This window comes from Kitasatospora sp. NPDC096077 (assembly GCF_040303245.1).
In the GTDB taxonomy this organism is placed as follows: Bacteria; Actinomycetota; Actinomycetes; order Streptomycetales; family Streptomycetaceae; genus Kitasatospora.
This window is the reverse complement of sequence record NZ_JBEOSV010000017.1, coordinates 117,633-140,417: the sequence shown is the minus strand read 5'-3', so window position 1 is coordinate 140,417 and position 22,785 is coordinate 117,633. Positions and strand designations below refer to the sequence as shown.

General features: G+C 74.2%; 31 protein-coding genes. 15 read left to right on the top strand and 16 right to left on the bottom strand.

Annotation, left to right across the window (positions count from 1 at the left end; genetic code table 11):
* Positions 1-416 precede the first annotated feature (416 nt).
* The 3 genes from ABTZ03_RS17695 to ABTZ03_RS17685 form a co-directional block, all read right to left on the bottom strand.
* Complete coding sequence (locus ABTZ03_RS17695) at positions 417-671, bottom strand: DUF2283 domain-containing protein (protein ID WP_350513883.1); 255 nt, start codon at positions 669-671, stop codon at positions 417-419.
* Between the two features lie 66 nt (positions 672-737).
* Entirely contained in the window at positions 738-1,085 is a 348-nt protein-coding gene (locus tag ABTZ03_RS17690; protein WP_350513882.1) for a transcriptional regulator, read from the bottom strand.
* The gene (locus tag ABTZ03_RS17685; RefSeq protein WP_350513881.1) at positions 1,082-1,522 is read right to left on the bottom strand and encodes a hypothetical protein; all 441 of its coding nucleotides are present in this window, start codon (positions 1,520-1,522) and stop codon (positions 1,082-1,084) included. The genes ABTZ03_RS17690 and ABTZ03_RS17685 overlap by 4 nt, the downstream gene beginning before the upstream one ends.
* 117 nt (positions 1,523-1,639) lie before the next feature.
* On the opposite strand from ABTZ03_RS17685, the gene ABTZ03_RS17680 reads away from it, so the two are divergent.
* The 3 genes from ABTZ03_RS17680 to ABTZ03_RS17670 all read left to right on the top strand — a co-directional run bounded on the left by ABTZ03_RS17680 (position 1,640) and on the right by ABTZ03_RS17670 (position 3,806).
* Complete coding sequence (locus tag ABTZ03_RS17680; RefSeq protein WP_502894494.1) at positions 1,640-2,575, top strand: ABC transporter ATP-binding protein; 936 nt, start codon at positions 1,640-1,642, stop codon at positions 2,573-2,575.
* Complete coding sequence (locus ABTZ03_RS17675) at positions 2,572-3,414, top strand: ABC transporter permease (protein ID WP_350513880.1); 843 nt, start codon at positions 2,572-2,574, stop codon at positions 3,412-3,414. Before ABTZ03_RS17680 ends, ABTZ03_RS17675 begins: the two co-directional genes overlap by 4 nt.
* Before the next feature lie 77 nt (positions 3,415-3,491).
* Positions 3,492-3,806, top strand: a complete 315-nt coding sequence (locus ABTZ03_RS17670; protein WP_350513879.1) for a hypothetical protein — start codon at positions 3,492-3,494, stop codon at positions 3,804-3,806.
* Between the two features lie 9 nt (positions 3,807-3,815).
* Here the strand turns inward: ABTZ03_RS17670 and ABTZ03_RS17665 are convergent, their stop codons facing one another.
* Positions 3,816-4,634 (bottom strand): hypothetical protein, encoded by an 819-nt coding sequence (locus ABTZ03_RS17665; RefSeq protein WP_350513878.1) that lies wholly within the window; start codon positions 4,632-4,634, stop codon positions 3,816-3,818.
* A gap of 125 nt (positions 4,635-4,759) precedes the next feature.
* On the bottom strand, positions 4,760-5,251 hold the full coding sequence (locus ABTZ03_RS17660) for a hypothetical protein (protein WP_350513877.1): 492 nt from the start codon (positions 5,249-5,251) through the stop codon (positions 4,760-4,762).
* Between the two features lie 95 nt (positions 5,252-5,346).
* Here ABTZ03_RS17660 and ABTZ03_RS17655 point away from each other — a divergent pair, with 95 nt between their 5' ends.
* Positions 5,347-6,177: a DUF4253 domain-containing protein gene (locus ABTZ03_RS17655; RefSeq protein ID WP_350513876.1), complete on the top strand. Its 831-nt coding sequence runs from the start codon at positions 5,347-5,349 to the stop codon at positions 6,175-6,177.
* A gap of 25 nt (positions 6,178-6,202) precedes the next feature.
* Positions 6,203-6,649, top strand: coding sequence for a hypothetical protein (locus ABTZ03_RS17650; protein WP_350513875.1), 447 nt, complete (start codon positions 6,203-6,205; stop codon positions 6,647-6,649).
* A 75-nt stretch (positions 6,650-6,724) separates the two neighbouring features.
* On the opposite strand, the gene ABTZ03_RS17645 is transcribed toward ABTZ03_RS17650, so the two are convergent.
* The 3 genes from ABTZ03_RS17645 to ABTZ03_RS17635 form a co-directional block, all read right to left on the bottom strand.
* Positions 6,725-8,023 carry an MAB_1171c family putative transporter gene (locus ABTZ03_RS17645; RefSeq protein WP_350513874.1) on the bottom strand — a complete coding sequence of 433 codons (1,299 nt, stop codon included), beginning with the start codon at positions 8,021-8,023 and terminating at the stop codon, positions 6,725-6,727.
* Complete coding sequence (locus ABTZ03_RS17640; RefSeq protein ID WP_350513873.1) at positions 8,020-8,592, bottom strand: ParH-like protein; 573 nt, start codon at positions 8,590-8,592, stop codon at positions 8,020-8,022. Before ABTZ03_RS17640 ends, ABTZ03_RS17645 begins: the two co-directional genes overlap by 4 nt.
* A gap of 223 nt (positions 8,593-8,815) precedes the next feature.
* Positions 8,816-9,400: a helix-turn-helix domain-containing protein gene (locus ABTZ03_RS17635; protein WP_350513872.1), complete on the bottom strand. Its 585-nt coding sequence runs from the start codon at positions 9,398-9,400 to the stop codon at positions 8,816-8,818.
* Between the two features lie 444 nt (positions 9,401-9,844).
* Here ABTZ03_RS17635 and ABTZ03_RS17630 point away from each other — a divergent pair, with 444 nt between their 5' ends.
* The 3 genes from ABTZ03_RS17630 to ABTZ03_RS17620 all read left to right on the top strand — a co-directional run bounded on the left by ABTZ03_RS17630 (position 9,845) and on the right by ABTZ03_RS17620 (position 12,167).
* Positions 9,845-10,633 carry a hypothetical protein gene (locus ABTZ03_RS17630; RefSeq protein ID WP_350513871.1) on the top strand — a complete coding sequence of 263 codons (789 nt, stop codon included), beginning with the start codon at positions 9,845-9,847 and terminating at the stop codon, positions 10,631-10,633.
* 80 nt (positions 10,634-10,713) lie between these two features.
* Complete coding sequence (locus tag ABTZ03_RS17625; RefSeq protein ID WP_350513870.1) at positions 10,714-11,070, top strand: hypothetical protein; 357 nt, start codon at positions 10,714-10,716, stop codon at positions 11,068-11,070.
* Positions 11,071-11,222: 152 nt separating this feature from the next.
* Complete coding sequence (locus tag ABTZ03_RS17620) at positions 11,223-12,167, top strand: aldo/keto reductase (RefSeq protein ID WP_350513894.1); 945 nt, start codon at positions 11,223-11,225, stop codon at positions 12,165-12,167.
* A 388-nt stretch (positions 12,168-12,555) separates the two neighbouring features.
* Here ABTZ03_RS17620 and ABTZ03_RS17615 read toward each other — a convergent pair whose 3' ends face one another.
* The 4 genes from ABTZ03_RS17615 to ABTZ03_RS17600 form a co-directional block, all read right to left on the bottom strand.
* Positions 12,556-13,212, bottom strand: a complete 657-nt coding sequence (locus tag ABTZ03_RS17615; RefSeq protein ID WP_350513869.1) for an SDR family NAD(P)-dependent oxidoreductase — start codon at positions 13,210-13,212, stop codon at positions 12,556-12,558.
* Positions 13,213-13,494: 282 nt separating this feature from the next.
* Positions 13,495-13,695: a DUF397 domain-containing protein gene (locus ABTZ03_RS17610; protein WP_350513868.1), complete on the bottom strand. Its 201-nt coding sequence runs from the start codon at positions 13,693-13,695 to the stop codon at positions 13,495-13,497.
* 52 nt (positions 13,696-13,747) lie between these two features.
* Complete coding sequence (locus ABTZ03_RS17605) at positions 13,748-14,344, bottom strand: DUF5919 domain-containing protein (RefSeq protein WP_350513867.1); 597 nt, start codon at positions 14,342-14,344, stop codon at positions 13,748-13,750.
* Positions 14,345-14,454: 110 nt separating this feature from the next.
* A complete protein-coding gene (locus ABTZ03_RS17600; RefSeq protein WP_350513866.1) occupies positions 14,455-15,228 on the bottom strand; it encodes a helix-turn-helix domain-containing protein in 774 nt (257 codons plus the stop codon).
* A 188-nt stretch (positions 15,229-15,416) separates the two neighbouring features.
* Here ABTZ03_RS17600 and ABTZ03_RS17595 point away from each other — a divergent pair, with 188 nt between their 5' ends.
* The 6 genes from ABTZ03_RS17595 to ABTZ03_RS17570 all read left to right on the top strand — a co-directional run bounded on the left by ABTZ03_RS17595 (position 15,417) and on the right by ABTZ03_RS17570 (position 18,428).
* Positions 15,417-15,620, top strand: coding sequence for a hypothetical protein (locus tag ABTZ03_RS17595; RefSeq protein WP_350513865.1), 204 nt, complete (start codon positions 15,417-15,419; stop codon positions 15,618-15,620).
* The gene (locus ABTZ03_RS17590; protein WP_350513864.1) at positions 15,617-15,856 is read left to right on the top strand and encodes a hypothetical protein; all 240 of its coding nucleotides are present in this window, start codon (positions 15,617-15,619) and stop codon (positions 15,854-15,856) included. Before ABTZ03_RS17595 ends, ABTZ03_RS17590 begins: the two co-directional genes overlap by 4 nt.
* A gap of 74 nt (positions 15,857-15,930) precedes the next feature.
* Positions 15,931-16,398, top strand: a complete 468-nt coding sequence (locus tag ABTZ03_RS17585; protein WP_350513863.1) for an NUDIX domain-containing protein — start codon at positions 15,931-15,933, stop codon at positions 16,396-16,398.
* A gap of 35 nt (positions 16,399-16,433) precedes the next feature.
* Entirely contained in the window at positions 16,434-17,237 is an 804-nt protein-coding gene (locus ABTZ03_RS17580) for a DUF4253 domain-containing protein (RefSeq protein ID WP_350513862.1), read from the top strand.
* A gap of 31 nt (positions 17,238-17,268) precedes the next feature.
* Positions 17,269-17,814: an SMI1/KNR4 family protein gene (locus tag ABTZ03_RS17575; protein ID WP_350513861.1), complete on the top strand. Its 546-nt coding sequence runs from the start codon at positions 17,269-17,271 to the stop codon at positions 17,812-17,814.
* A gap of 59 nt (positions 17,815-17,873) precedes the next feature.
* Positions 17,874-18,428, top strand: coding sequence for a hypothetical protein (locus tag ABTZ03_RS17570; RefSeq protein WP_350513860.1), 555 nt, complete (start codon positions 17,874-17,876; stop codon positions 18,426-18,428).
* Positions 18,429-18,488: 60 nt separating this feature from the next.
* Here ABTZ03_RS17570 and ABTZ03_RS17565 read toward each other — a convergent pair whose 3' ends face one another.
* Both ABTZ03_RS17565 and ABTZ03_RS17560 read right to left on the bottom strand, forming a co-directional pair.
* The gene (locus ABTZ03_RS17565; protein WP_350513859.1) at positions 18,489-19,085 is read right to left on the bottom strand and encodes a hypothetical protein; all 597 of its coding nucleotides are present in this window, start codon (positions 19,083-19,085) and stop codon (positions 18,489-18,491) included.
* A 149-nt stretch (positions 19,086-19,234) separates the two neighbouring features.
* Positions 19,235-20,185, bottom strand: coding sequence for an RICIN domain-containing protein (locus ABTZ03_RS17560; protein ID WP_350513858.1), 951 nt, complete (start codon positions 20,183-20,185; stop codon positions 19,235-19,237).
* 231 nt (positions 20,186-20,416) lie between these two features.
* Here ABTZ03_RS17560 and ABTZ03_RS17555 point away from each other — a divergent pair, with 231 nt between their 5' ends.
* Positions 20,417-20,746, top strand: coding sequence for a DUF1330 domain-containing protein (locus tag ABTZ03_RS17555; RefSeq protein ID WP_350513857.1), 330 nt, complete (start codon positions 20,417-20,419; stop codon positions 20,744-20,746).
* A 12-nt stretch (positions 20,747-20,758) separates the two neighbouring features.
* On the opposite strand, the gene ABTZ03_RS17550 is transcribed toward ABTZ03_RS17555, so the two are convergent.
* Positions 20,759-21,595 (bottom strand): hypothetical protein, encoded by an 837-nt coding sequence (locus ABTZ03_RS17550; protein WP_350513856.1) that lies wholly within the window; start codon positions 21,593-21,595, stop codon positions 20,759-20,761.
* Between the two features lie 157 nt (positions 21,596-21,752).
* Positions 21,753-22,700, bottom strand: coding sequence for an NAD-dependent epimerase/dehydratase family protein (locus tag ABTZ03_RS17545; RefSeq protein WP_350513855.1), 948 nt, complete (start codon positions 22,698-22,700; stop codon positions 21,753-21,755).
* Positions 22,701-22,785: the final 85 nt, after the last annotated feature.

Here is a 22,785-nt window from a genome sequence, read left to right as displayed (position 1 = left end):
GATCAAGATCCAACCTGGGGAGTACGGCCGAGCCCCGACGCGCCGCCGGAGCCCCAATTCCCCCCTAAGGCCCGGCCCCCGCTGAACCCCCGTCCGCCCCCGGCCCGTTCGCCGCGGCTGCCCCATCGACCCGTGCGGGGACGCAATGCGGCCGAAGACGAAAGCACGCCCAGAACTCCGAGCCGCCCGAGGGAGCGGCGAGGAGGTCATGCAGGAACCAACGAATGATCAAGATGGGCGGGCCCCCGCCCAAGGTCGCGGGCCCGCCCGCCCACCCCCCTTCTGGGAAGCGCAAAGCAACGGCGGCCCCGGCCAAGGTTGGCCGGGGCCGCCGAACCAACAGCGATATGACCCGGATCTTCTGCGCAGGAAGTCGGACCGGCCGACTTCCTGCGCACAGGGCCGTTTCGGCGTGTTCAGGCGCCGTCGGCGTCCAGGTGCTCGGCCGAGTCGAGCAGGTAGGCGGGCAGCTTGGCGCGGGCGTCCAGGATCTCGATGCCGATGAGGCGGCCCTGGTCGTCGAAGTCGAGGTTGATCATGCCGTCGACCGCCACCGGATCGCAGGGGTACGAGTGCGAGGAAAGGGCCTGGACCTGCGGATCGGTGAAGTAGACGTACGCGGCGTCCGCCGTCGCGTCGTAGGTGACTTTGAGATCTGCCACCGCTGGCATGCCCCCTTGGTGAGTTCCGTTCCGGCGCGAAGAGGATCTTCGGCCACGGAGATCCTGCCAGGCCGGTCAGGCCTGCGTCGTCTCCCGTTCCAGGGCGGCGCCGAGGGCGGTGGCGTCGGCGGCGATGCGTTGGAGTTCGGCGAGGTGGGAGGCCAGGGCGTGGCGGCCCTCGGGGGTCAGGCGCAGCCAGGTGCGGGGGCGCTTGCCGACGTAGCCGCGGCGGATCCGCAGGTAGGCGGCGGCCTCCAGGGTGGCGGCCACCTTGCTCAGCGCCGACTCCGACACCCCGCAGCCCTCCCGCACCGCGCGGAACTCCGCCTCGGCGCAGCCGGAGAGGAAGGCCACCACGGCCAGCCGGGTGGGCTGGTGGATCAGTTCGTCGAAGGCCGGGGCCACCGGCCGGTCGGCGCTCATCTGGCGCCCGCCCGCGCCCGCTTGCGGCGCAGCACCAGGAAGTGGACGAGCCCGCCGGTGGCGCCGAGGGCGAGCAGGAAGCCGGCCCAGCCGAACGGCAGGGCGAGCGCCCCGGCGGCCGGCAGCGGCAGCAGGTGGACGGCCGGGGACGGGACGGCCGGGACGATGCCGGGGCGGTGCTCGACGCGCCGGCCGACCGCCACGTGGCCGACCAGGAGCAGTGCCGCGGCCAGCTGAAGGGTCGCGGCCGGCAGCCAGAGCCGCTCCGGCAGCAGTGCCGACAGGCCGAGCAGTACGAAGCCCGCCCCGAACAGCCCGGCGGCCGTGGCCGGGTACCAGGGCGGCAGCGGGCCGGGGTGGCGGGCGGCCGCCCGGGCCCGGGCGGCGGTGCGCAAGGACGCGAGGGCGTCCTCGGGGGCGATGTCGTGGACGGTCACCTGGTGCTCCAACTCCCCGGTCCCGGAAGGCTCCTGACAGCACCGGAGATCCTGGCATTTACTTTCCCGCCCGGCAAGTACTAGCGTGGCGGGCATGTGCAAGGGGGAGGCAGAGACATGACCGTGACACCGACGCCGCAGACCACCGCGGCCGACCGGTCCGGAAACGAACGACCCGGGGCGGCACCGGCGATCCTGACCTCCGGGCTGCGGATGCGCTACGGCAGCCGGGACGTCCTGGACGGCCTGGACCTGAGGGTCGAGCGCGCCGAACTGTTCGCCCTGCTCGGCCCCAACGGCGCCGGCAAGAGCACCACCATCGAGATCCTGGAGGGCTACCGGCTGCGCTCCGCCGGCGAGGTCTCCGTCCTCGGCCGCGACCCGGCCCGCGACGACCCCGCCTGGCGCGCCCGGGTCGGGATCGTCCTGCAGTCCAGCCGCGACCACGGCCGCTGGCGCGTCGCCGAACTCCTCGGCCACCTGGCCCGCTACTACCCCGACCCCTACGAGCCGGCCGAACTGCTCGAACGGGTCGGCCTGACCGGCCAGGCCGACCGCACCGCGGCCACCCTCTCCGGCGGACAGCGCCGCCGCCTCGACGTTGCCCTCGGCCTGGTCGGCCGCCCCGAACTGCTCTTCCTGGACGAACCGACCGCCGGCTTCGACCCCGAGGCGCGCCGCGACTTCCACGCCCTGCTGCGCGAACTGCGCGACGAACGCGCCACCACCATCCTGCTGACCACCCACGACCTCACCGAGGCCCAGCAGTTGGCCGACCGGATCGGCATCCTGGAGGCCGGCCGGCTCACCGCCTGCGGCACCCTGGCCGAACTCGCCGAGGCCGCCCGGGCCGAGTCCGAGGTGCGCTGGAGCGAACCCGACGGCACCCCGCGCAGCCTGCGCACCGCCGACCCCTCGCAGACCGTGTGGGAACTGCACCAGCGGCTCGGCGGGCCGATCCCCGACCTGGAGGTGCGCCGCCCCAGCCTGGAGGACACCTACCTGGGCATGGTCGGCAACACCCTTGCGACGGACCGGCCGGAGGCCCCGTGAAGCCCGTGAACCCGTACGTCCTCGGCCTGCGCCGCGGTGCGATCGAACTGCGCCAGATCCTGCGCAGCCGCAAGGACCTGTACTCCTACCTGACCACGCCGCTGGTCTTCCTCGGCATCTCCTACTGGCGCTCCAGCTCCTCCGACGGCGGTCTGACCCAGCTGAGCCTGGCCGGCGGCATCGCCTCCACCGTCTTCATGTTCGGCCTGCTGACCGTCCCCCAGTTCCTCTCCGGCGACCGCGAGGACGGCGCCCTGCTGCGACTGCGCGGCGTACCCGGGGCGATGCCCGCCTACCTGGTCGCCAAGGCGCTGTTCGTCCTGGTCACCATGGGCGCCTCGATCCTCCTGCTGCTGTTCGGCGGCGCCCTGCTGCTGCACGCCGACCTGCCCGCCACCCCCGGACAGTGGCTCACCCTGGCCGGGGTCCTGCTGCTCGGCACCGCCGCCGTCGTCCCGATGGGCGCCGCGATCGGCGCACTCCTGCCGCCGGCCCGCGAGGCGCTCGCGCTCTACATGATGCCCATGCTCGGGCTGATGTTCATCTCCGGCGCCTTCGCCCCGCTGCGCAACCTGCCCACCGCCCTGCAGATCCTCGGCTCGGTCTTCCCGCTGCGCTGGATCGCCCAGGGCGTGCGCTCCGCGCTCCTGCCCGACAGCGCCAAGGCCCTTGAGGTGTCGGGCAGTTGGCAGTACCTACCGACCATCGGCGTGCTCCTGTGCTGGGCCGTCGCGGGCTTCCTGCTGGCCCCCGGGCTGCTGCGCCGGATGGCCCGCCGGGAGTCCGGCTCCAGCCTCTCCGAGCGTGAGCGCAAGCGCCTGGCGAAGACCGCCTACTGACCTCGAAGACCGAAGACCCGAAGACCCGAAGACCTGAAGACCGAACAACCAGCGCGATCAGAGAAGAGTCGACCACCGTGTTCAAGTCGCTGTCCGACACCCCGAAGCCCTCCGACCTCGACGTCCTCAGGACGGCCCTGCAGACCGCACTGGACACCGCCGCCGAGGAGGAGCGCCCCGGCCTGCGCCGCGCGCTCGGCCTCGTCGAGGACTTCGTGCCCGGCGTCGGCCCCGACGGGGTGGCGCGGACCCGCACGCTGCTGGCGGCCGCCGGCATCGACCCCCGCACGGCCGAGGTCAAGGCGGTGCGAGAGGTGCGCAGGGCCCACCCCGGGCTCGGCCTCCAGGAGGCGGTCGACCTGGTCCGGCTGCTCGTCGCCCAGGCCGGCTGACCTGCGGGGTCACGGCTGCGCGAGGTAGCCGGCGACGAAGCCGTCCAGGTCGGTGAGGGCGGCCGCCAGGTCCGCCCGGGAGAGCTGCTTGGCGGCCGCGCCGGTCGCCAGCAGGTGGCCCAGGGCGGCCTGGCAGAGCGGCACGGACGCGGCGGACGCGGGGACGGTGCAGCTGATCTCCTGGGCCGGGCCGCCGGGGGACTGGAAGGTGACCAGCGCGACCGTGCGGTTCGGCCCGCCGGTGGTCGGCAGGTTGGGCTCACGGGTGTTCGCCGGGACGCCGACGGCGGTCAGCAGCAGGCCCGGGGCCCGGGTGGGCACGGCGTGCACCCTGGTCGCGGGCAGCCGGGCCGGGGCGTCGCAGGTGTTGGGGGCGGCCCCGGCGGCGGGGACCAGGCCGCAGGCCAGGTCGACGTCCGTCTGCGCGCCGCCGCTCACGAAGACGGCCCGCACCACCGCGTCGAAGCGGGTGTCCGCCGGGTCGGCGGCCGGGGCGCCGGGGTGCACGTAGGCCTGCTGGCCGCCGTCCCCGGCGAAGAACACGGTGTCGCAGGTCCAGCCGGCCGGCGCGACCAGGAAGTACGTCTCGCCCGGGTACCGGGCGCCGTACACCGCCGCCGTCGCCGGCACGACCACCCCGTCCGGCACCGCCACCGCGGCCGGTACGGCGCCCGGCGGCGGCAGCCCCGGCGCGCTCGCCCGCGCGGGGCAGGCCCGCACCGGCGCGCTGCCGGCCGCCACGGCCGGCCCCGCCCCGGACGTGAGCGACCCGCCCGCGACGAGCAGCCCCACCGCCGCCAGCACCCCCAGCCGTCCGGGACCGGACACGGATGTGGCCGTGCCGTGCATGCTCCACCTCCAGGCACACCGCGCAGGACCCCCGGGGCCGCGTCCGAGACCCCGCCGCACCCCTCCCACCAGCCTAGGTCCGCCGTCCGGCCCCGGCGCGGCGGTCAGTCCTCCGGTTCGACCCGGTGCGGCAGCGCCGTCCAGCGGGGGAGCCAGTCCGCCGCCACCCGGCCGGTCAGCGCACGGTGCAGCCAGTCGCCGAACTCCAGGTCGGAGTCGTACCAGTGCTCGGCGTCGAGGCGGCGGAACGCCGACACCGTCCACCTCCCGTCGGGCCGCGGCACCAGGAAGAACTGGTCGCCGTCGATGGTGTTCCCCCACAGCAGGGCACCGCCGGCAGCCGGCAGGACGCGGTGGGGCACCGGCCCGGACTGCTCCAACACCCCGCCCATCAGGGCGGCGTACGAGCGCAGGCTGCGGGCCCCGCAGAGGAAGAGCCGCTCCGCGACGGCCGAGTCGCCGTACGCGCCGACGATCGCGACGAAGTCCTCGGGGAACGTCACCGACCAGGCCGCGCCGACCTGCGCCACCAGCGGCCCCTCACCCGTGCGTACGGGCGGTCCGAGCAGCGGAACGAAGTCGCCGACGGTCCTCACCAGTTTCTCCTTCCCCAACGGTCGGGACGGAGGTTACCCCGGGGCACCGACACTCGCCCCCGCGCGGTGTCGGTGCGTACCCCTACCGTGGGCGTGTGATCGATTCCCAGCTCCTCCGTGACCTGCGCCGACGCTTCCCCGACCGCAGCGCCGAGCGCCGTCCGGCACCGCCGCTGCCGGGGCGTCAGGTGACGCCCGGGCTGTGGGTGAGCGACGGGCCGGCGCCGAAGGGGGCGTGGCAGCGGCTGCACCGGGAGCACGCGCAGTCGGGGCTGTGGCCGCTGCTGCTGGCGCCGGGGCGGGACGTCCCGGCGCTGGAGGGGCGGGACCTGGGCTTGGAACCCGCGGGGGAGACGGCGCCGGACGGGTACGACCCCGGGGCGCTGCTGCGCGCCTGGTGGGAGAGCACCGTGCTGTGGTGCCCGAGCGGCGATCCGCAGGACCGGGCGGAGCTGCTGGCGGAGCTGGCGCCCTTCGGCGCCGAGTGGCCGGGCCCGGCCCCGAGCCCGGCCCCCTCCCCGGGCACGCCGCCGCGCCGGGATCCGGAGGACTGCGCCGACGCCCTGGCCCGGGCGCTGCTGCGGGCCCGGCCGAGCCTGCGGCTCGGGCTGGTACGCGCGGAGGACGGCGCGCAGGCGCTGGCCGCCTGCGGCTGGAACGGCACGAACGGGCACGGCGACAGCGGCGAGATCGCCGCCGTCGTGCGCGACTGGCAGCGGCGTTTCGGCGCCCGGGTCGTCGAAGTCGGCTCCGCCACGCTGGAGTTGAGCGTCGCCGAGCCGCCGGCCTCCCGGTCGCAGGCGCTGCGGGTGGCGGCCGAGCACGCGGCGTTCTGCCCGGACAACGTCTTCCAGGGCGAAGGGGGACTGGCCGGGTACGCGGAGGGGCTGGTCGGTGCGAACAACTGGGGCTTCTGGTGGGACTGATGGGCCGCCGCTAGCCTGGGCGGCCGTGAGCACGGACATCAACGGCGGCATCGAGTACCGCCACCGGGCTGCGCGAGCAGCTGGAGCCGTGGTGTCCAACGGCGGACTGGTCGAGGCGAGTTGGGTGACCTGGGCCGAGCTGGCCGCGTTGGACCCGGCCACCCGCTCGGAGTGGTTCGCGGGGCGGCTGAGCTGGTCGACGGCGTCCCGGGGGCGGACGTGGCAGCGCTACGTGCCCGCCGACTGGCCCGCCGAGGTGACCGACCAACTCGGCGCGCCGTCGGACGGGTTGGCACGGGCCGACGGGCCGGTGGAGTGGACGGCGGGGGAGTACCGCTGCCGCTACGAGCCGCTGACCGTCGGCTCCGTCCTGGGGGAGGGGACGGGCTGGCCGCACGTGTTCGCGGTGATGAAGGCGCTGGCGGACCGCTTCGGCGACGAGGCCGTACGGCTGGTCGTGGCCTTCGGATGAACTGCCTGCGGTTGAACCGCCGTTGAGCGAGCCGCCGTTGGGCGAGCCGCCGTCGGGTCGGCGGCCCGGCCCGGCTCAGCGGAGCGCCCCCTGAGCCACCTGGGCGCGGGCCCGTTCGGCGCGGGCGCGGGTGCGGACCTCGGCGACGGCCGGGCAGGTGGCGTAGACCCGGGCCAGGTGGGCGAGGTGGTCGGCCTCGCCGTCCATGGTGTCCGTCGTGGTCGTGGTCGTGCCTGTGGGGGGCGCGGGGGCCTCGGCGGAGGTGGCGTCCGGCTCGGGGTGGGCGCCGGCCGCGGCCAGTTCCAGGGCGGCGGCCAGGGCGGCCGCCTCGGCGGTGGCGGCGGCGTGGGCGGAGGGCGGCGGGAAGCGGCGGGTGGCGCCGTCGAGCCACTGCGCGGTGCGCGGGTCGAGGTGCTGGCGCAGGATCAGCCGGGCGTCGTGGATCTCGATGATCCGCCGGTAGAGCGCGAACCGCGGGTCGCGCGGGGGCAGCGGCAGGCGGCGGGCCGGGTCGAGGGCGATCTCCGGCAGCACGGTGTGCAGGTCGCGCCAGAGCGGGGTGAGCGCCCGGTAGCGGTGGTGGGCGCGCAGCCAGCCCCGGACCGCCCCGGTCGCCGCGGGCCACAGGGTGCTGCCCAGGCCCGCCGCGATCAGCGCCGCGCACAGTCCGCCCAGGACGGCGCACAGCAGGTCCTCGGGGCCGTCCTGGCTGCCGGTGACGGCCGCGCGCAGCACGTCGTCCACGCTCCAGGCGTTCCACAGCAGCCCGGCCACCAGTCCGCCGGTCAGCAGCCGCAGCCCGGTGCCCAGCCGCCCGGGGCCGGCCGCGCGGGCGCGCCGCACCAGTTCGCGCAGCAGCGCGGTGAGGCAGACGGTGGTGTGGAGCATCCCCACGGCGGTGTACCCGGCGAGCGCCAGGCGTGCGGACAGCGTGGGCCCGACGACCAGGTCCCCGCCGATCAGGCCCGGCGCGGCGGCGGTGATCAGCGCCAGCCGCAGGCCCAGCACCCCGGCCAGCAGGGCCAGTCCGCCGCGCACCTCGCGCCGCAGGAACTCCGAGAGGGTCGGCCCGGCCCGTCCGGCCTGCCCGGCGTCGGCCTCGCGCAGGGCCGGGGCCAGCAGCCGCATCGCCGCGGCCGCGCCGTCGCGCAGCCCGTCGCCGAGCACGATCACCAGCACCGCCAGCACCGGCATCCCGGTGTCCTGCACCGCCCCCACGGTCGGCGGGGCGAGCACCAGCAGGGCGGCGCCCAGCAGGGCCGTGCCGTAGCAGGTGAAGCGGGCGGCGGCGCGGGAGTCGATCCGGCTGCGGGCGAAGTGGAAGGCGCTGAGGACGAAGAACAACCCGACGGGGTAGAGGGCGAGTTCGCTCACGGCCGGCCGTCCTTCCGTGCGTCGTCCCGCTGTTCGTCCTCTCCGGCTCCTGTTCCGGCTCCGGACTCGGATGCGGACCCGTGCGCGGCCCCCGTCCCGGTCCCCGCCCCCAGCAGGAACCCCAGCGCGTCCAGCGACCCGCGGGCTGGCGCCGGCCCCGGCAGGCCGGCCGCGTCCTCCCGCTCCGCCCGGCTCAGGATCAGCGAGGCCAGCAGCTCCGCCTCCCGCTCCTGCGGCTCGTCGTAGCTGGTGCGCCCGAGCACCCGTTGCACCAGCGCGGGGGAGAGGTTGGGCAGCAGCGCGGCGGCCGGGGCCAGCGGCGCGGAGCCGGCGTGGTCGAGCAGCAGGTGCGCGATCTCGTGCACCAGGATGTGCCGCTGGTGCAGCACGCCGGTGTCCGCCGCGTACAGGATGTAGTCCGCCGCCACCGTGGAGACCAGCAGCCCGCAGGGGGCGTGCGGACGGGCCGGCACCGGCAGCAGCTCGATCGGCCGTCCGCGCCGCGCCGCCAGCTGCTCCAGCAGCACCACCGGGTCGAACGGGCTCGGCAGTTCCAGCTGTTCGGCCATCCGGCGACAGCGCCGCAGTGTGGACCGGTAGTCCCGGCCACCCCTCAAGTCACCCCACAAGCCGATGCTCCTATCCCCGCTGCACCCCAACGGTTCCGCCGCCGACGCATCCGCACGTGCGTCCGGCGGTCCTGTGCCCCGCGCGTCCCGCCCGCCCGTCGGCGGTCACCGGGACCCGAAGGTCCGGTTGTCCGGCCGGCCGGACAACCGGCCGGCCCGGCGCTCAGGGCGAGGAGCGTTTGCGCGCCGAGTCCCGGCGGGCGATCACGTCGACCAGCTCGCTGACGGTGTCCAGGCCCTCCGGCGACAGGCCCACCGCCCGCAGCGCCAGGCTGCGCACGCCCGCGTCGCGCAGCGCGCCGAGCAGGGCCAGCTCCTTGGCGATCTCGGCGCCCTGCCGCTCGTCGAAGAAGTACGCGGGCGGGACCTGGAAGAACTGGGCCAGCGCCTCCAGGTGGCGCTTGGTCGGATTGTCCCGGCGCCCGGTGCGCAGCTGCCACAGGTAGGTGGTGGAGAAGGACTCCCCGGTCGCCTCACGGCAGGCCCGGGCCACCTCCTCGTTGGTGTACTGCTCGCGGTCGGGACGGCGGACGGTGTGGAACAGCGCCTCGATCCGGGACGCCAGCCCGCTCGCCTCGGCGCCCCCGCCGTCGGGTTGCCCGTCCGGGGGCTCCTGGCCGTCCGGGTGCTCCTGGCCGTCCTCGGGCCCGCCCGGCTCGCCACCCGGCTCGCCGCCCGGACGTCCGTTCAGCTCCGGTGGAGTGCCCACCGGTTCCATCTGAACGCCGTCCCCCGTCGACTCCGTCATTCGCCACCTTCCTCACACCCGGGCCCTCCGCGCCGCGACCTCGACGGACGGGGCAGGGCCGGCCAGGTCACGATAGCCGAACGGCATCAGCTGGCGTGGATCCGAAGATACCCGTAATCAACGCCAGTTGACCCGCGTAGCGTCGGCTGACATCCTGGACCGGCAGGCCCGCAAGCGCCGCCGAGCCGATCTGACGCGCCCTCACACCACATCGCCCCGGCAGCGCCCGACGTTTCCGCCGGACCGTCCGAACGACCTCGGCGCCCCGGCCGGCAGGGCCGACTCCCGTGAGACCGAACGGCGTTGACACACCGCACCGGACCCTGGCACCCGCAGCACACCCACGACACCCGGCCGCACCGTGTCGCACCGCCGTACCGCCACCGGCGGGGACGGCCCGACCGGCCGGCACCCCCGACGGCACGACGCGAGAAGGGGGCACCCGTGGACACCACACCGCCACGGCACACCGCACCGCCCGGACACACCGTGCAACTCGGGCCCACCGCACAGCCGGAACACCCCACCGGGCCGCAGACCGTACGACTGGCCTTCCTGTGGCGCGCCGCCGGAGCACCCGTCGGCTGCGTCCTCGCCCTCGCCATGGGCATCGCGCTCGCCCAGACCGGCGTCGCCGGCCGCCTCGGCGCCGTCCCCGCCCTGCTGCTGTCCGGCACCGCCGTCCTCGGCATCGCCCTGCCCGTCCCGTACGGCTTCTGGCTGCGCGCCGACACCGACGGCCTCACCCTGGTACGGGCCTTCCTCCCGCGCCGCTACCGCTGGCAGGACATCGTCGCCCTCACCATGGAGGCCGACGAGGACCCCGACTCCGGCGCCGCCCGGCTGGTCCTCCTGCTGCGCCTGGTCCCCGTCCGGACCGTCCGGGCCGCCCGCACGGCCCGCTCGGTCCGCTCGGCCCGCACGGCCCGCTCCGAAACCGCGGAGCGCGCGGACCGCGTCCACGGACCGGTCCTCGGCATCCTCGGCACCACCCCCGACGGACTGCCGCGCGGCACCGAACCCCGGCACCTGGCCGAGCTGTTCGACCTGCTGCGCCGCCACGGCATCCCGCTGGAGGACCCGCGCTACGCCGACCTCGTCCTGACCGCGCACGGCTACCCGGCCCTCGCCCCTGCCTCCGCCCCGGCTCCGGCTCCGGCTCCGGCCCCGGCTTCTGCTCCGGCCCCGGCACGGCCCGGAGCCGCCCGGTCACCCTCCGTCCGATCCCGCTGATCCCCCGTACGCCCCGCGCCCGTTGAACCCGACGAGGGCGTGTCCGAGCGGCGGCGCGCCGCGGGGACGGGAGGGCGGACGTGCTCAGGTTCCACGGCGCGTGGCGGATCACCGTGGTCGGTTGCAACGCCGACCACGACCAACGGGCGGTCATCCGGGGCCCGTCCGGCACCCGGGTGCTCCCCGGCCGCCCCGGTGCCGTCCTGGACGTCGACGGCGACAGCTGGACCCTCACCCTCGAACACCGCCCCCACCGCCACGGCTGGCGGCCCAACCTGCGCACCACCCCCGGCCCGCTCACCGAACGCGACGGCGTCCGCAGCCGGCTGATCACCAGCAACGACCGCCACCACCCGGGCAAGCCGCGCGACTACGTCAACTTCGTCCTGCTCCTGGAGCAGCTCCCGGCCACCGCACCCGGTCTCCCGGTTGGCTAAAGTCCCAGGTGAGCACCCCCGCACCTGCCCGAGGAGACCCCGTCGTGCCGATCGAACCCGCCACCCCGGCCCCGGCCCCGGCCCCGGCCCCCGCGACCGCGTCTGCGTCCGCGTCCGCGTCCGCCGGCGCCGCCCGCCCGCACGCCGCGCGCCTGGGCCTCGGTACCGCGGCGGTCGGCCGGCCCGGCTACATCAATCTCGGCCGCGCGGGCGACCTGCCCGCCGAACGCACCGTCGAGGCGCTGCGTGAGCGCACCCACACCCTGCTCGACGCCGCTTTCGCGGCCGGCGTGCGCTACTTCGACACCGCCCGCTCCTACGGCCGCGCCGAGGAGTTCCTCGCCCAGTGGCTGGCCGAGCACCCGGAGGCGGCCGCCGAGGTGACGGTCGGCAGCAAGTGGGGCTACACCTACACCGCCGACTGGCGCACCAGCGGCGTGCCCGCGCACGAGGTCAAGGAGCACTCCACGGCGGTGTACGACCGCCAGATCCGCGAGACCCGCGCCCTGCTCGGCCCCCGCCTGGACGTCTACCTGGTCCACTCCGTCACCCCCGACAGCGCCGCCCTCACCGACCCCGCCCTGCACCGGCGGCTGGCCGCGCTCGCCGCCGAGGGCGTCCGGGTGGGCCTGTCCACCAGCGGACCCGCCCAGGGCGACACCATCCGCCGGGCCCTGGCCGTCACCGTCGACGGCCGCCCGCTGTTCACCGCCGTCCAGGCCACCTGGAACCTGCTGGAGACCTCCGCCGCCCCCGCCCTGGCCGAGGCCCACCGGGCCGGCTGGCTGGTCGTCGTCAAGGAGGGCATGGCCAACGGCCGCCTGGCCGGCCGCAACGCCACCGGCCCCGACACCACCGCCCTGCGCACCCTCGCCACCCGCACCGCCACCGCCCCCGACACCCTCGCCCTGGCCGCGGCCGCCGCCCAGCCCTGGGCCGACATCGTCCTCTCCGGCGCCGCCACCCTCGACCAGCTCACCTCCAACCTGGCCGCCGAGCACATCCCCCTCACCCCGGACGACCTCGCCACCCTGGCCCCCATGGCCGAACCCGCCGAGGCCTACTGGAAGACCCGCACCGCCCTGCCCTGGGCCTGACCACCGCTCACCTCGCCCCGGCCGGCAGTCGGCTGCCTCCGTTGCTGTCGTACTGCGGTTCGTCGAAGCGGACCCAGGAGGCCGGCTCGTCGCCCTCGGCCGCTTGGACCCTGCATTGGCCTGTCCCAGGCCGGGTCACGGACCACCGTGACCCGGCTGTTGGGCACCAAGCGCGCCCGTCGGCCAGAGCTGGTCCAAGGTGCGGCCCAGGGCCCGTTCGACGGCTTCCCGGTTCCGGGCCCGGGCCGGATCGGAACCGGAAGACGACTCAACGACCATGGGCCGGCTTCCACGGGCCGACTCCGCGAAGCCACTGGGGTGAGGCCCAGACCCATACCTGCGCAGGAAGTCGGCGGGTCCGACTTCCTGCGCAGGTGCGCGGGACGGCTCAGCCGCGGTGCACGACCTCGTGCTCCCAGGCCTCCCGCGGCTGGGTGTGCAGCCGCCAGTAGTGCTCGGCGATGACGTCGGGGTCGAAGGCCGTGCCGGGTGCGACCGGCCCGTCCACCGTCACGCTCGCCGCGTGGACGCCCGAGGGGCCGTACGTCTGGTCCAGCAGCGTCACGAGCGCGCGCACGCCGGCCTTGCCGAGGGAGAGGCTGACGTACGCCGGCTTGGGTTCGGGCATGCCGCCCGTGATCAGGACCGTGCCCCGGCCGCGCTCGGCCATCCCCGGGGCGACGTGCGCGGCGGCCGTCAGCGCACCCACCACGTTGACCGCCCAGGCGTCCAGGTGCTCGCGCGCGGACAACTCTCCGACGGTGTCCGGCCGGATCAGCGCCGCGTTGTAGACCAGGACGTCCGGCGGCCCCAACTCCTGCGCCAGACCGTCGAGGGCGGCGCGCAGGGCGGCCTCGTCGGTGCTGTCCGCCGTACGGGCCGCGACCGCGCCACCGCCACCGGCGCGCAGGACGGCCTCGGCGGCGGCCCCGGCCGTCGCGTCGGTGCGGGCGACGACCCCGACCGGTAGCCCCTCCCGGGCGAAACGGCGGCCCACCGCCTGCCCGATCCCCGGCCCGGCCCCGATGACCACTGCTCCTGCCATGACGCTCCTCCTCGACCCCGCCGCGCCGTCCTTCGACGCGGCCACTTCCGGACGAGCGAACAGCCGTGCACCACAAGCGCATTCCCCTGTCCCACCGGGCGCGTCCGGCGGGCGGGGGCGGAGTGGGAAGTCGGCGGGGTCGACTTCCTGTGGGGGGCCGGGGTGGAGTGGATGTCGCTGCCCCGGGACCAGAGTTCCTCGATGTGCTCCGCGAAGCGGAAGACGGACACGTGGCGCGGGCGCCGCTGCCCCGGGCCGGGGCAGCGGCGCCGTTAACTGCGGTCAGTGGGTGTCGAATTCGCCCGTGCGGACGGCGGTGACGAAGGACTGCCACGCCATAGCCGAGAAGCTGAGGCGGGGGCCGTCGGGGTCTTTGCTGTCTCGCACGCAGCCGGGGTGCGCATCGTCCACCTCGACACAGGCGCCGCCGTCGTTGTTGCTATGACTGCTCTTGCGCCAGATGACGGGTGTTTCGTTGTTCATGGGAGTCCCTCCTGATCGGGCAGGGGAGCAGGAAGTCGGCGGGGCCGACTTCCTATGCGCGGGCCGGGGTGGGGTGGATGTCGCTGCCCCGGGACCAGAGTTCCTCGATGTGCTCGGCGAAGCGGTCGAACATGCCGCCCTCCCCGCTGCGCCGCAGGTGCATCAGCGGGGAGTCGTGGCCGACCGTGCGGGCCAGGTGCGGGGTGACCAGGGCGTGTTCGTCGAAACGGAAGACGGACAGGCCGACGTGGTTCGGGCCGTCCTCGGGGGCGCTGAACCGGGCTTCGACACCCTCGGTGCCGGAGAGGTTGGCCAGGTTCTCCAGCGTGACCCGGATCCGGGTGGACACGGTGAGGGTCACGTCCTCGATCTGTTCACGCTGACGCGTCGTGTCGGATGCCGGGTCACCGAGGAGGAAGCGCACCCGGCAGCCGCTCCCGGCCTTGCGCCGCAGGGTCTGCAGCAACTCGGGCTGCTCCAGCCAGACGAAGTAGTTGGTGTACCCGGCGAGGAAGACCTCGGACCGCGCCTCGGCGATCAGCTGCGCCCACACCGACCGGGGGCAGGCCGAGCGGTACGGGTAGACGGCGAGGACTTCCCGGTCGTGCCCGGTTTTGATGTTCGGCTGGAGGAAGGAGGGCAGGAGCACGGTTCACCAACCCCTGGGCGCGGTGCGGGTGGAGGAAATGGGGGAGCGTGGAGGAGGGGCCTGAGGGCGCTGCCGCCCCTGCCTCGGGGCGGCAGCGTGCGCGGGGCCGGTCAGTCGCGCGTGCCTGCCCGGCCCATGGGAGGTGTGCTGTAGCGGGCCAAGGTCTCGTCGGTCGTGGACTTGTCGAGGAGTCGGAGGTCCCATGGGCCGGTGTTGACATCGAATTCTTTGCCGAAGCCGACCCACTTGCCAGCCATGCGCCGACCGGTCGGATCGACCAGCAGCTGAATGGCCCCGTGATAGCGGGCGCCCTGGTAGTAGCCGTCCTGCGCGGTCTGTTCGACCCAGGTGCCGGTGACGATGTTCCGGTCGATGGTCAGGTCGAAGGAGAGCGGGGAATCGGGGTTGGAGGACGCGTCGGGCAATGAATAGCCCGTGATGCGGTTGCCGTGCTGGGTGAGGACGACATGGTGCAACCCGGTGTAGGTGTTGTCGCGGCTGCTGCTGAAGAACTCGTAGCTGCTCAGCCACACCCCGGAGTGGTCCTCGCCTGTCAGGGCGGGGTCCGCCTGCACTGGTATGCCCGGCTTGCTGTTGGCCATGTCGTGCCCTCCTGTGCCGTCCAGGGTCACCCCGGAAGGTAGCTGCGGCGTCTCGAATCCGAGGCGGTCGACAGGAAGGTTCGTGACAGCCTCAAGGGCACGAACGTACACCGGCCGGGGAGCGCGCACCTCCCCGGATTCCCAGCGTTGGACCAGGCGTTTGCTTGCCTCGTTGGGTTCGCCCTGTTCCATTCCCGCCGCCCGTAGGCGCTTCGCGAACTCGTCCTGACTCAGGCGCAGGCCGTGGCGTACGGCCCGCAGCGTTTCGTTCGGCGTCGTCACGAAATCAGAGTAGAGCCAATCATCCTCATATGACGCCGAAATGACGTCTTGTCAGTGTGCCGAAGGGACGCCTTCCCGTCGTCGCAATGGTCGCCGTCGGCAGGCACGATCGGATTGCACGCGCGGGCCGAGACCGCGTGCAGCGTGCAGGTTCGACACGGTCGCAGTTTGACCACGGAAGGTATTCCATGGCCCATGCCCAAGTCCCCCGCCTCCACGGCTACGGCGTCCTCTGGGACACCGGTGCCCGGTGCTACCGGGTCCGCAACGAGACGACCGGGGAGTGGCTGCTCGACGCCGCCTCCGGTGAGCGCGCCCGCTACTCCTCCTTCAATGCGGCCTTCACGGCCTGGCGTTGCTTCGAGGTCCACCACCGCCCGGGGGAGCAGTGACCCTCTCCCGTATCACCGCCGAGCAGCGCCGGCAGGCCGCCGCCGTCCTGGACGACCTCACCACCGTCCTCGCCCTGGGCCGCGTCACCCTCCCCACCCTCGAAGTCGACTGGGACACCGGCCGCCAGAGCTGCGAGTACCTCCTCCACCTCACCGCCCGCCCGCTCGACCTGCTGCGCATCGTCGACCTGCTGCGCAAGGGCCTGCGCTACGAGCGCCTCACCTATGACGACTGAACTCCTCGCCCGCATCCTCTGGTGGGCCTGCTTCGCCGCCGTCCTCCTCTACGCCCTCAGAAAGTGAACCCCCCGTGCAAGACCCCCGACTGCTCGCCAAGCCCCCCATCTGCCGCCTCGGCTGCCTCGTCCTCCTGCGCAACCAGCGCGGCGACGTCCTCCTCGTCGACCCCGACTACCTGGACGGCATGATCCTGCCCGGCGGCCCCGGCAAGGCCAACGAGCCCCCGCACCGCGCCGCCGCCCGCCACCTCCACGCCCAGACCGGCATCATCGCCCGCCTCACCCACGTCACCGCCCTGGACTACAACCCGGCCGACCGCGACCTGGAACGCCTGGCCCTGGTCTTCGACGGCGGCACCGTGCGCGACGAGCACCCCGTCACCGTCCCGCCCCAGCACCGCAGCCGCCTGCACGGCGCCCGCTTCGTGCCCGTACGCGAACTCCCGCGCCACATGGCCCCCTCCCAGGCCGCCCGCGTCACCGAAGCACTCGCCGGCCGCACCCTGCCCATCCTCCAACACGGCCAACGCCCCGACTGACCCGGTTGTCGGCGCCCGCACCTACGGTGAGCCGCATGACCTGGCCTTTCGACGTCGCCCCGCCCGTACCGCTGCCGCCCGGCCGTCCCGCCCCCCGGGACAGGGAGGAGGAACCGCGGCCGCCGCTGTGGATCAGTGACGGGCCCGCACCCGCCGGGCTGTGGGAGCAACTGCACCAGGCCCACCCGCAGAGCGGGCTGTGGCCGCTGCTGCTGAGCCCGCTGCACGACAGGGACCCGGACTACCGGCCCTGGCTGTCCGGGGAGCTGTACCCCGAGCTGGTCTCCGACTTCGAGTGGTACAACCCGGCCGCCCTGCTGCGCATCTGGTGGGAGACGGGCGGCGAGGACAACGACGAGTACGGCGACGATGACGGGGAACTCGCCGAGGCCCTCGCCCCCTACGGCCTGCGCTGGCCCGGCACCGCCCCCGCCGTCCCCCTGCCGGCCGGCGCCGCCGACACCGAGGCGCGCGGGCTGGCCGGGGCGCTGCGCTCCGTCAAGGACGTGCGGCTGGGCCTGGTACCGGCCCGCAGCGGGGCCGAGGCGCTGGCCGTCTGCGGCTGGAGCGGCCCGGCCAACCACGTGGGCGACACCGCGAAGATCTCCGCCGTCCTCGCCGACTGGGAGCGCCGCTTCGGCGCCCAGGTGGTCGAAGTCGGCTTCGACACCCTCCAGTTGAGCGTCCCCGTGCCGCCCGCCACCCTCGCCGAGGCCCTGCCCCTGGCCGCCGAGCACATCGCCCTGTGCCCCGACCAGATCCAGCACGGCGCCCCCACCCTCACCGCCTACGCTGAGCTGCTAGTCAACTCCCATCAGTGGTACTTCTGGTGGGACTGACGGTGGCGGGACCGACCGGAAAGGCGGACGGATGAGCAGCACCCTCGGCCGGCTCGGGGAGCTGATGGGCGACCCGGGGCGGGAGCGCGTCGAGGTGCCGTGGGAGAGGTCCGTCGAGCGGCTCGGCGTCCGGCTGCCCCAGGACTACCGTGAGCTCGTGGAACGGTACGGCTACCTCGAATTCGGCGGAGACATCAGGGTCTCGACGCCGGTGCTCGAACCAGGAGGTCCGGAAGAAGAGACCTTCAACGGCCTCTACTACTTCAACAAGGACGTCGGGGAAATGCTCGACGGATGGTACGAGTGGAATCCAGAGCTCGGCCGCCCGTACGAGCCTTTCCCCAAGGAGGGCTGTCTGCTCGCGTGGGCCAACAACACCATGTGCGACTACTTCTGCTGGGACACTTCGGTCGGAGACCCCGAACAATGGCCGGTGGTGGTGTGGCGCTTCGACACCAGTGAGCTGATCCCCTTCGACGGTGGCATGGCCGATTTCCTCACCGCTCTCCTGGCGGGCGAATTCCCCGATGCCCGCGAGATGATCAGCCCGTCCGTTCCCCAGTGGCGGTCGCGGTAGCCCGGAACGGTCCCTGAAGTGGAACCGGCGTTTCCGTGGTGCCCTGACCGGAGTGGAGGATGAGTCCCGTGGCAGGCAACTTCGACATCAACAGGTTGATCGCGCTCATGCCCCCGCACGAGGGGGCCGGTGAGGCCGGTGACTGGGCGGTGGTGGAGCAGGCGTGGGGCTTCCGGTTCCCGCGCGACTACACCGAGTTCATCACCCGGTACGGGCAGGGGGAGATCGACCGTTCGCTCTCGGTGTTCGCTCCTGACGAGCTGGTGCCGGCGGGCGCTCCGCAGCCGGGCATGCGCGGCATGACGGAGGAAGCGCGTTGGCTCTTCGAGGAGGACGGGGAGCCCACCGAGGAGGTGCGCTCTGCCGGGCAGATCGTTGCCTGGGGAGGTTCCTGTACCGCCGATGTCCTCGGTTGGCTGACGGTCGGTGACGACCCCGACGCGTGGCCGGTCCTTGTCCTCAGCCGGGACGGCGGTGCGGCCCGGGTCTTCGGCACGGGGATGGTCGAGTTTCTCCACGGACTGGTCTCGGGCGGGATCAGTCCGAGCCCGGTCGGCGCCGTCGTCGCTTGGGGAGAGCGGCCGCCCCGGTTCGTCCACTGGCGGGACGAGTAGCGGAGGACCTGCCGCCGGGATGGCGCACCGCCATCCCGGCGGCACCGGTGAGCCGGTGGCTCAGCCGTGTGGGGTGACCGGGCCGAGGGTGATGATCGGGCCGATCGGGTGGCAGCCGTCCCAGGTGATGGCCTGGCCGGGTGGGCAGGGGGTGTCGGTCCGGACCGGCTTGGGGGCCTCCGGGACCGGCCGGGGCGGGACGGTCGGGTCGAAGTGCGGGTTGGTACCGGGCGGCGGGGCCGCCTGCTTGGCCGCGGGCTGCTTGGTCGCCGGAGCCGCCGGAGCCGCGGGGGTGTTGGTGGCGCGCGGGCGGGGCGGGGCGGGCTTGGTGGCGGTGGGCTCGGGCTCGGGCGCGGTTTCGGTCTCCGGCCCGGACTCGTCGGAGGCCGGCGCCACCGTGGGCTTCTCGGAGGGGGGTTCGGCCGGAGCGGTCGGCGTCGGCGCCTCGGCGGACGGGGAGGCCGACGGCGAGGCGGTGGGGGAAGCCGCCGGGGTGGGGCTCGACGTGGCCGCCGCGTCCGGTGTGGCCGGAGTGGTGCCCGTCGAGCCGGTGAGCAGCAGCGCCCCGCCGAGCCCGGCCGCACCGAGGACGCACGCCCCCGCTGTGACGGCCATGGCCTGTCGGCGCCGCTTCGTTCTGCCGTCGTCCTGTGGCATCCGTTCCACCCCGTTCACCTGGTCACCTGTTCGAGCTGGACGGATGCTATACGAACCGTCAGGGGCGTGGGCGAACGGGCGGGGGCGGGTGCCGTCGGTCGGCGCCCGCCCCCGGGTGGTCGGTCAGTGGTGGTGCGCCGTCGGGGTGGTCAGTTCCACGGGTTGGCCGGCTGGTCGTCGATCGCGGTCCAGAAGCGGCTCTGGGTGGGCAGGGTGCCGTTGGCCCACAGGCCCCAGCCGGAGGCGTCGTGGAACTCCGCCATCCGGAAGCCCGACCCGAAGGAGGTGGCGCACAGCTGGTCGGCGGCGGCCCGGCTGCTCAGCTGGGTGCCGGGCACCGGCGCGGTGGCCTTCACCTCGCCGCCGGCCCAGCTGTGGAAGCCGCTGGTGGGCACGCCCGCCGGGGCGGGGCGGCCGTCCTTGCGCAGGCACAGCACCGGCAGCTGGGTGCCGGCCGGGGTGTCGCCCTGGTAGGCGTTGCTCGACGAGTCGTTGCCGACGTGCACCACGTTGTCGGCGCGCTGCTCCAGGGTCGCCCAGGTCATGCCCTTGTGGGCGCCGACCGGGCCGAACAGGGCCTCGTAGCTGCTGCGGTAGATGTTCCACTGCTGGTAGGCGCCGTCGTTGCAGCCGAACATGTAGAGCTTCCAGCCGCCGAAGTTCTTCGCGGTGTTGTCCAGGCAGAGCGAGCTGGACACGTTCTGGATCCGCACCCCGACCATGTCGTACTTCGCGGTCTGGCCGGCCGCCGTGTACGGGGTGATCCGCCACAGCTGGCTGGTCTGGTTCGCGAGGCACTGGTAGCCGTTGGGGCGGCTGTCGGAGGCGGTCAGGCACGAGCGCCGGTCGGCCTCGTTGTTGATCGTGTAGACGCCGCTCCAGCCCGGGACCGGCGTGAACACCCACTTGCCCGGGTTGTTCGAGGGCGCGCAGGGGTGCATGTCCTGGGTGTCCCACACCGCGCCGTCGGGACAGCGTTCGGAGGCCTGGTTGAACAGGACCGTCGCGGGGGTGTCGGCCGAGGCGGCGCCGGGGGCGAGCGCCAGGCCGCCCAGGGCGAGCGCGGCCGAGAGGACGATCCGTCGGATGAGCGAGCGCACGGGGTCTCCAGATCGAGGGGAGGGGCAGGGACGGTACGGCCGGCCGACCGGCCCCCAATCTGTCAGGCCCCTGTCACCCGCCGGTATCCGAGCTTTCTCGGATCCGCCCCGCACCCTCCCCCCGGCGGCTACGTCACCCGCTACCGATACGCGACGGATTCGGTCGGGCCCTGCCGACGCCTACCGTCGGAAAGGTCAGCAGGAACCCCGACGACACCACGGGAGCAGCACATGACCGCCTTCGCCCTCGCCCAGGTCCACTCCGCCGAGATGTGCCCCGACATCGTCGAGTACCTGGAGCGGATCGACGCCACGCTTGACGAGTTCGGCGGCCGGTTCGTCGTCCACGGGGGGAAGTTCGAGGCGCGGGAGGGCAGTTGGGGCCCGCTCGGGCTGATCCTGATCGAGTTCCCCGACTACGGGCGGGCCCGCGCCTGGTACGACTCGCCCGCCTACCGGGAGATCCTGCCGCTGCGCACCCGGCACATGGTGGCCGACGTGGTCATCGCGGAGGGCGTGCCGGCCGGGTACCGGGGCGCGGACGCCCTCAAGGAGCACTGAGCCCGTGGGGGCTCAGGGGCTGACCTCCTTGATGTGCTTGGCGATGGGGACGGCGAGGTCCCTGATGTGCGGCAGGCGTTCCACGATGTCGTTGCCGTCCAGGATGAGGAGCTTGTCGCCGATCCGGACCGCGAGCACGTCCCGGGCCGCGTACGGGCCCGTCGGGACGTTCTTCAGCTCGATGGCCTCGTCGCCGAGGTCGGCCACCGCGGTGACGGTGACCGTGTGCGGCACCGGCTTCTTGTCCCAGTCCTGGCCGGTGTACGTCTTGCACTTGTCGGCGTAGGCGCGGATCAGGGCGAGCTGCTTGGTAGCGGTGCCGGGGAAGTAGGAGCCGAGGTGGATCCCGGCCTCGTTGACGTCCTCGGACACCAACTCCTCGGCGTGCGCGGTCTCGTAGCCCGCCGCCAGTGAGTTCCCGCTCGCGCTGGTCAGCCAGTTGCAGGGATTGCCCAGCAGCATCGGGTCCGGCTCGTCCTCGAAGTTGTCGCCGGTGTCGGTCTCGCTGCTGTCGTGCATCGTCCAGCCGGCCGGCAGGGTCGCGGAGGTGGGTAGCAGCGGTTTCAGCTGCCGGCCGCTCAGCGGCTTCGGGCCGCTCGCCGTGGGGCTGGGGGCGTTGGGGGTGGGGGCGTTGGCGCCGGGGGCGTCGGGGCTCGGGGCGCTGACGACGGGTGAGGCGCTGTCGCCGGCCGTCGGCGCGGCGGACGGCCCGGCCACCGTCGGCGAGGCGCTGCCCGCCGACAGCGGGCTCGGCAGGTGGAGGTTGTTGGCCGCGCACCCGGTCAGGGCGACGGCCGCGGCGACGGCGACGACCGCACCGGCGGCGGCTGGAGTTCTGGGCGCGGACATGAGGATCCCCCCGATCCTGGGCAGACGAACTGCGCACGGGCGTACGGCGATTCGCGTACGTGCGGTGGTCATCCTGCCACGCGCCGCAACCGCCCCGTGCGTCAGCCCGTCACCTGCCGCCCCTTGGACCGTCCGTCAGGCCGTCCCTCAGGACGCCTCAGGCCGTCCGCACCCGCTCGCGCCACCAGGCGACGGTGGCGGTGAGTTGCTCCTTCAGCGGGGTGGCCCGGACGGTGAAGGCGGCCTGGTAGGCGGTGGAGTCCATCACGAAGGGGCGGTCGAACTGGTAGCGGACCTCGCGCAGTTCGCGCACCAGCGGGGAGAACAGCCCGCCCACCGCCAGGACGGCGGGGGAGAGGCGGCGCACCCCGACCGGGCCGGTGCCGGCCTCGGCGGCCAGGCGCTCCACCATGGTGCGCACCGGCAGGGCGGGGGCGGTGGGGACGTGCCAGGGCCGGCCCCAGGCCCGTTCCTCGGTGGCGACCTCGACCATCACGCGGGCCACGTCCGGCAGGTAGGTCCAGCTGTGCGGGGCGTCCGGGTCGCCGAGGACGGCGATCGGACGGCCCTTCAGCAGGCCGGGCAGCACGCGGGAGGCCAGGTGGCCGCCCTCGGTGACGCCGGGGCCGAAGAAGTCGGAGGCGCGCACCTCGACGGCGCGGATCCGCCCGGCCTCGTGCAGGGCGCGGGCCTGCTCCCAGGCGGCGGCCCGGACCCGGCCCTTGGGGCCGGTCGCGGCGAGCGGCAGGTCCTCGGTCATCGGGCGCACGACCGGGCCGTAGCCGTACAGGTTGCCGAGCATCACCAGCACCGCGCCGCTGTCCTCGGCGGCCGCGCACAGCGAGGCGGCGAGGGCGGGCCAGCGCCCGGCCCACTGGGGCAGCGGCGGTGCGGCGCAGCCGTGGATGGCGGCGGCGCCGCGGGCGGCCTGGGCCAGCCGGGCGGGGTCGGCCGCGTCCAGGGCGAGGTGCTCGACGCCGTCGACGGCCGGTCCGGCGGGGCGCCCGGTACGGGTGGCGACCCGGACCTGGTGGCCCTGTTCGGCCAGCAGGCGGGCGGTGGCGGCCCCGGCGGGCCCGTGTCCGACGACCAGATGAAAGCTCACCCGGCCCACCCTAGGGGGTGGTTCTGACAGGGCGTGAGACATGCCCCCGGAGGGCGTCCCGGGAGTCCCGGGTGGGGTGGCAAAT